This window comes from Micromonospora sp. CB01531, assembly GCF_001905095.1.
Classification (GTDB): Bacteria; Actinomycetota; Actinomycetes; order Mycobacteriales; family Micromonosporaceae; genus Micromonospora.
The window spans coordinates 283075-289696 of sequence record NZ_LWLS01000094.1; the positions used below are offsets into that span (position 1 = coordinate 283075).

Below are 6622 nucleotides of genomic sequence, written 5' to 3' on the forward strand. Positions count from 1 at the left end.
GAGCACCAGGCCGGAGGCGATCAGCGCGCCCCGACCGGTGTCGTTCGCCTCGGCGAACCGGTTCGCGATGTTCGCGGCGATGGAGTTGCCGCCGCTCTGCAGGATGTTGAACGAGATGGCGTACGTCGAGCCGAGGGTCAGCGCCAGGGCGATGGTCTCGCCGAGCGCGCGGCCCAGGCCGAGCATCACGGCGGCGATCACGCCCGGCCGGCCGTACGGGAGGACGGCGGTCCGGACCATCTCCCAGCGGGTGGCGCCCAGGGCGAGGGCGGCCTCCTCGTTCGCCGTCGGGGTCTGCCGGAAGACCTCGCGGGAGAGCGAGGTGATGATCGGCAGCACCATGATCGCCAGCACCACCGAGCCGAGCAGGACCGAGCTGCCGTACGGGCCGTCGCCGAAGATCGGGATCCAGCCGAAGTAGCGGTTGAGCCAGGCCGACAGGTCGGCGACCGGCTGGGCGAAGTAGTCCCGGCCCCAGAGCCCGAACACCACGCTCGGCACGGCAGCCAGCAGGTCGATCAGGAAGCCGAGGCCGTTGCCGAGCCGGCGGGGGGCGTAGTGCGAGAGGTAGAGGGCGATGCCCAGCGCGACCGGCACTGCCATGAGCAGCGCGAGCAGCGCGGTGAGCACGGTGCCGAAGGCGAGCGCCCCGATGCCGAACTTCGGCGGGTTGTCGTTCGGGAACCAGCCCTCGAAGGTCCAGAAGGACTCGGTGTTCGCCCGCAGCGCCGGCACGGCCTTGGCGATCAGGAAGATCGCGATCGCCGCGATGACGACCAGGACGGCGGTGCCGGCGGCCAGGGTCAAGCCACGGAACGCCCGTTCCGCGCCGAAGGCCCGGGCCCGGGGCAGCGCCCCGCCACCGCCCAGGCCGGGTTCGCTGTTACCGGGGATGCCGGAGGTCTCGGCCACACGCGCCGAGGCACCGGCAGGCCCCTCGTGGCTCGTGGCCACGCGGGTCCCGCCGGTGCCGGCGTGCGCCGAGCGGTGAGGGGTATCACCCATCTGCTCGCTCGCTTCGTATGGAGAAGGTGGTGTCGGTCAGAGCGTCAGGCGAGGCTCTTGACCGCGGTCTCGACCTTGGCGCGGACTGAGTCCGGCAGCGGGGCGTAGCCCAGCTCGACTAGGTCCTGCTGGCCCTCGGCGCTGGCCGCGTGGGTCAGCAGGCCCTTGACCAGCGGCAGCTTGTCGGCCGCGAGGCCCTTGCTGCAGACGATCTCGTAGGTCACCAGGACGATCGGGTACGCCCCGGCCTCCTTGGTGTTGTAGTCGATCGACATCTTGAGGTCGTTGCCCTGGCCCTCGATCTTGGCCCCGGCGATGGCCTTGCCGGCCGAGTCGGCGGTGAGCTCGGCCCACTCGCCGGCACCGTTCTGGACCTTCGCCTTCTTCAGGCCGGAGTTCTCGGCGTACGACCACTCGACGTAGCTGATGGTGCCCTCGGTGCTCTTGACCTTGCTGGCCACACCGTCGGACTTGGCCGCGCCGACGCCGCCCGGGGCCTTCCAGGCCTTGGCGTTGCCGAAGGTCCAGTCCGCCTCAGCGGTCTTGGAGAGGTACTTGGTGAAGTTGTCGGTGGTGCCCGACTCGTCGGAGCGGTGCACCGCCTGGATCGCGGTCGACGGCAGCTTGGCGTCCGGGTTGTCGGCCTTGATCGCCGGGTCGTCCCACTTGGTCACCTTGCCGGCGAAGATCTGCGCCAGGGTGGCCGGCTTGAGCTGGAGGTTGTCCACGCCGCCGACGTTGTAGACGATGGCCACCGGGCCGATCACCATCGGCAGGTTGAGGGCCTGGCCGCCGACGCACTTGGCGTCCGCCTGCGGCTGCTCCTCCGGCTTGAGGGCGGAGTCGGAACCGGCGAAGTCGGCGGTTCCGGCGATGAAGGCCTGGATGCCGGCGCCCGAACCGCTGGGCTCGTAGTTGATCGTGGTGCCCGCGCACTTCTGCTGGTACGCCTTGATCCACTCGGCCATCGCGTTCTTCTGCGCGGAGGAGCCCTGCGCGTTCAGGGTGCCCGTGGCGCAGTCGGCGGCAGCGGCGGAGCCGGAGGCGGAGGTGCCGCTCGGCGCGTTGTTGTCCGAGCCGCAGGCGCTCAGGCCGAGCACCGCGGTAAGAGCGAGGCAGGCGATGGCGCCGTGGCGCTGGAGCTTCACCTGAGGGGTTTCCCTTCACGTCTTTGTCAGGTCGCCCGGTCCGGGGAGCCGGGTGCCGGCGCTGACCGGCTGAAGATGAAGCTAGAAGTGCCAGGTAGACGGTTCGCCGGTCAGAAGTGAACGGAAGATGAACAGGCTCGCTCCGTGGAACGACGGCCAGCTGAGTGTGTGTTGTCCATTACATGAACTGGCGGGGAGGTGTCCCCCTTTATCGCCATACGTCGGGCGGGGCGTGATCGCGCCGGAACCTCCCCGTGATGGTCCCGTGATGCGTCTCGTCCGGTCCTGGAGGCCGGCCGGCGAGGGCATGGCGCCGGCCGCCGGCGTCGGCCGCGACGCGGTCAGCCGAGCTGGTAGTTGACGTGCCCGGACCAGCGGGCGAAGCCGAGCCGCTCGTAGAGGGCGACCGCGCTGGTGTTCGAATCGTCCACATAGAGCATGACCCGGTCCAGCCCGCGCCGGTCCCGCAGGTAGGCCAGGCCGGCGGTGGTGAGCGCCCGGCCGAGCCCGCCCCGGTGCGCGGCCGGGGACACCCCGAGCACGTAGACCTCGCCGACCGGGGCCGAGCCGGGCCGCTCGTGCACCTTGGTCCAGTGGAAGCCGAGCAGCCGGCCGGTGGACGACTCCACGGCGAGCAGGAAACCAGCCGGGTCGAACCACGGCTCGGCCAGGCGTACCCGCAGGTCCGCCGCGGTCCACCGACCCTGCTCGGGGTGCTCGGCGAAGGCGGCGTTGTTGACCGCCAGCCACGCCTCGTCGTCCTCGCCGGGGCGGAAGGCGCGCAGCTCGACCCCGTCCGGCAGCACCGGCTCGGGCAGGGCGGCGGCCAGCGGGCGGCACAGCTGCCAGAGCACCCGGGCGCGGGTGAAGCCCAGGTCGACCGCGAGCGCCGCGGCCGACGGGTGGTCGCCGTGGGCCCAGGCGCGCAGCGGCCCGGAGGCTGCGGCCAGCACGCCCCGGGCCAGCGCCCGCCCGGTGCCGCGCCGCCGGTACGTCGGATGCACCACCATCTCCACCCCGATGCCGTTGGCCGGGTCGGTCGTGTCGAGGTGGGCGTACCCGGTCAGGGTGTTGTCGGTGGCCCGGGCGGTGAGGTGCACGGCGGGCGCCGCCGGCTCCCGCAGCCGGAGCAGCACGTGCTCGTCGAACGGGTCGGCGCCGTCGGCGTCCCCGGCGACCCGGGCCAGTGCCAGCACCTCGGCCACCTCGACCGGCGCCAGCCGGTCGGCGCGGACGACACGGTCAGCGGTCGGCTCGGTGCTGCTCATGCCGCCGCCTCGCTGCGCTCGGCGTCGGCATGAGGCACCACGACGCTGAGCTGATGATTCGCTCGCTGGCGCTCGCTCATGCCGCCACGGTAGCGGGCGGCGGGTCGCTGATCATCCCCGACGCGGGCACCGGCCCGTGGTGATCCTCACGTGGTCCCGGTGGGCAGAGCCTCCAGTTGGAACCGGCGCAGCAGCTCGGGCAGCAGGTACTGCAGGGCCTCGACGGTGCCCGACCGGTCGCCGCCGGCGTCGTGCATCAGCACGATCGAGCCGGGCTCGGTCTGGGTCAGCACCGTCTCGGTGATCTGCGCCGCGCCGGGCATCTGCCAGTCCACCGGGTCCACCGCCCAGTGCAGCGGGACCATGCCCAGGTCCTCGGCGACCGACACCACCCCGGACGTCCAGGCGCCCCCGGGCTGCCGGTAGTAGTCGACCCGCGCTTTCGGTGCGGCCGCCCGGATCGCCGCGTCGGTCCGCAGCAGGTCGTCCCGGATCGTCTCCGGCGACCGGTCGCCCAGACTCACGTCGTGGTTCCAGGAGTGGTTGCAGAGGGTGTGCCCCTCCGACACGATCGCCTGGACCAGGTCCGGGTGGCTGTCCACGTTCTCTCCCACCACGCAGAAGGTGGCCTTCACCCGGTACTGCCTGAGCAGGGCGAGCACCTGCGGGGTGTACTGCGGGTCGGGTCCGTCGTCGAAGGTCAGCGCGACGCGCGACGACCCGGTGGTGACCATGGCGCCGTACGGCCCGTCGCTGTCAACCGGCTGGCGGTCCCGCTTGGACGGGCTCGGGCTGGCGGACGGCGATGGGGACGGTGGGGTGGTGACGGGTGGCTGGTCGGCGTAGTGCGTGGCGTTGACGTTGGCGGCCGCCCCGGTGGGCGGGGTTTCCAGCTGGGCCATCAGACTGTGGCCGATCGCGAACGCCGAGCCGAGCAGCGCGGCCAGCACCACGGCCACGGTCGTGACCCGGCGGATTGCCTTGGGCGACATCAGCGGCACCGCCCGTCGGGCTCGCTGTGCCGACTTGTCGTCTTGTCCCTGATCCCCGTACGCACTGTGCCCCCCTTTGCCCCGATTTGGCCCAGACTAAATCGGGCCAAGGGGGCAAAAGGGTCAGAAGGGAGGAAGTCTCACGGAAGGGGGAAAGGGGAGAGTTTCCGATCAGGCGGGCAACGGAGCGGGCTCCGACTCCGGCAGCGAGCGCGACGGCGGCACGACGAACTTGTAGCCCACCTGCCGTACGGTGCCGATCATCGACTCGTACTCCGAGCCCAGCTTGGCGCGCAGCCGGCGGACGTGCACGTCGACCGTCCGGGTGCCGCCGAAGTAGTCGTACCCCCAGACCTCGCGGAGCAGCTGGTCGCGGGTGAACACCCGGCCCGGGTGCTGGGCGAGGAACTTCAGGAGTTCGAACTCCTTGTAGGTGAGGTCGAGCGGGCGACCCTTGAGCTTGGCCGCGTAGGTGTCCGGGTCGATGGTGAGCTCGCCGGCCCGGATCGAGCCGCCCGCACCGGCCGTCGCGTTGCTGAGCCGGCCGACCGCGAGCCGCAGCCGGGCCTCCACCTCGGCCGGTCCCGCCCCGGCCAGGATGACGTCGTCCACGCCCCAGTCGGCGTTGAGCGCGATCAGCCCGGCCTCGGTGACCACGGCGACCAGCGGCACCCCCAGCCCGGTGGCGTGCAGCATCCGGCAGGTCGCACGGGCCTCGCTCAACTCGGAACGGGCGTCCACCAGGACGGCGTCCGGGGTCGGACCGGACACCAGCGTGCGGACGTCGCGGGGCGCGGTCCGGACCGAGTGCGGCAGCAGGTCGAGCGCCGGCAGCACCGCCGATGGTTCCCCTGCGCGCGCGGTCACCAGCAGCAGGATCTCCACACGATCACCTCCGTCCCGGCGGCGTCGGCCGCGCGCGACCAGCGACACTCCCGGTAGCGGGTGGCGCTGCGAATTTGCGTGGGTCCCGGCGTCGCTGACGGGCGACTAACGGCTTGAGCGTAACGGATCGACCGGTCCACGCTTCGGTAAGATTTCCCGTTTGCCCGATCTGCCCGCGATCGCGGCTCAGGTTTTAACGTTGCCGAAACCGTGACCTCCGCCGGAGCCGCCGGGTCTGGCACGATCGGGGCGTGTTTCCCTCGACCTCGCCGGACACGGGCCGTGACCCGTGGGCCGACGACACGCGTCCGGGGCCGGCCGGCCCCTCCCGTGGCTACCCGCCGGGTCCGCGCACCGGTCCGGTCGACGGCGGGGAGCGGGGCGAGCGGACGGGCCCTCGCCGGCTCCGCAAGGGCGGCCCGGGGCGGCGCCCGGACCCCGAGTCCGCCGACGAGGCCGCGGAGGAGGTGCCCCCGGTCCCGGTACGCCGGCCGCTGGCGCTGACCGTCGCGGGCTTCGCCGCGCTGCTCGGCGTCGGCCTGGTGCTCGGCGCGCAGACCGCCGGCCCGGGGCACCGGATGCCCTTCGCGTTCATCATCTTCGGCGTCCAACTGCTCTTCGTGCTCGCCTGGACGATGGCCATGCGCCCGCCCGCGCTGCTGGTGGTCGCGCTGGTCAGCGCCGGGGTGGCCGCGGTCGCCGACGCCGCGGCTGTGCAGACGGAGATCGCCGGCCTCGCCCCGCTCGGGTACGCCGCCGCCGGTGGCTTCGTGCTCGGCGTGCTCGGCCAGCTCGTCCGCCGGGTGGACCGGGTCCGGGTGACCGACTCGCTCGGCAGCACCCTGCTGATCGTGGTGGGCGTGGTCGCGTTCGCCAGCCTGATCGTGCTCAGCCGGATCCCGAAGGGCACCCAGGCGATGACGGTCTGCCTCACCGCCACCGGCGTCGCGCTCCTGGTGGCCCGGCTGACCGACGCGGTGGCGCCCTGGCCCCGGCTCGCCCCCCAGGTGCCCCGGGGGGCCGCCGGCGTGGTCGTGGGCGCCATGCTCGGCACCCTGACCAGCGCGGTGTTCGGCAGCTACCTGGTCGGCTTCACCCCGACCAGCGCCGCCCTGGTCGGACTGGTCACGGCGGCAACCGCCGTGCTGGCCGACCTCGCCGTCGGATACGCCGAGGCGGGCCGGCTGATGGCCGGCGAGCCGCCCACCATGTGGATCGCCCGCCACATGCAGGGGCCGCTCGGCGGCTTCGCGCTCGCCGCGCCGGCCGCGTACGCCATGTGCGTGCTCTTCCTCTGAGAATCCATGGCCCTACCGTGGGCCGC

The 6622-nt window shown here is 72.5% G+C and carries 6 protein-coding genes; 1 reads left to right on the top strand and 5 read right to left on the bottom strand.

The genetic code is table 11. The features are described 5' to 3' along the window. The 5 genes from pstC to A6A27_RS29505 form a co-directional block, all read right to left on the bottom strand. The coding region (pstC, locus tag A6A27_RS29485) for a phosphate ABC transporter permease subunit PstC (RefSeq protein ID WP_241825508.1) at positions 1–1005 on the bottom strand (1005 nt) is incomplete at its 3' end. A gap of 44 nt (positions 1006–1049) precedes the next feature. Continuing rightward, on the bottom strand, positions 1050–2153 hold the full coding sequence (pstS, locus tag A6A27_RS29490) for a phosphate ABC transporter substrate-binding protein PstS (RefSeq protein ID WP_073837890.1): 1104 nt from the start codon (positions 2151–2153) through the stop codon (positions 1050–1052). A 341-nt stretch (positions 2154–2494) separates the two neighbouring features. After that, positions 2495–3421, bottom strand: coding sequence for a mycothiol synthase (gene mshD, locus A6A27_RS29495; protein ID WP_073837891.1), 927 nt, complete (start codon positions 3419–3421; stop codon positions 2495–2497). 146 nt (positions 3422–3567) lie between these two features. Then, positions 3568–4413: a polysaccharide deacetylase family protein gene (locus A6A27_RS29500; RefSeq protein WP_073837922.1), complete on the bottom strand. Its 846-nt coding sequence runs from the start codon at positions 4411–4413 to the stop codon at positions 3568–3570. Positions 4414–4584: 171 nt separating this feature from the next. After that, entirely contained in the window at positions 4585–5298 is a 714-nt protein-coding gene (locus tag A6A27_RS29505) for a winged helix-turn-helix transcriptional regulator (RefSeq protein ID WP_073837892.1), read from the bottom strand. 251 nt (positions 5299–5549) lie between these two features. Here A6A27_RS29505 and A6A27_RS29510 point away from each other — a divergent pair, with 251 nt between their 5' ends. Then, positions 5550–6596 carry a hypothetical protein gene (locus A6A27_RS29510; protein WP_073837893.1) on the top strand — a complete coding sequence of 349 codons (1047 nt, stop codon included), beginning with the start codon at positions 5550–5552 and terminating at the stop codon, positions 6594–6596. Positions 6597–6622: the final 26 nt, after the last annotated feature.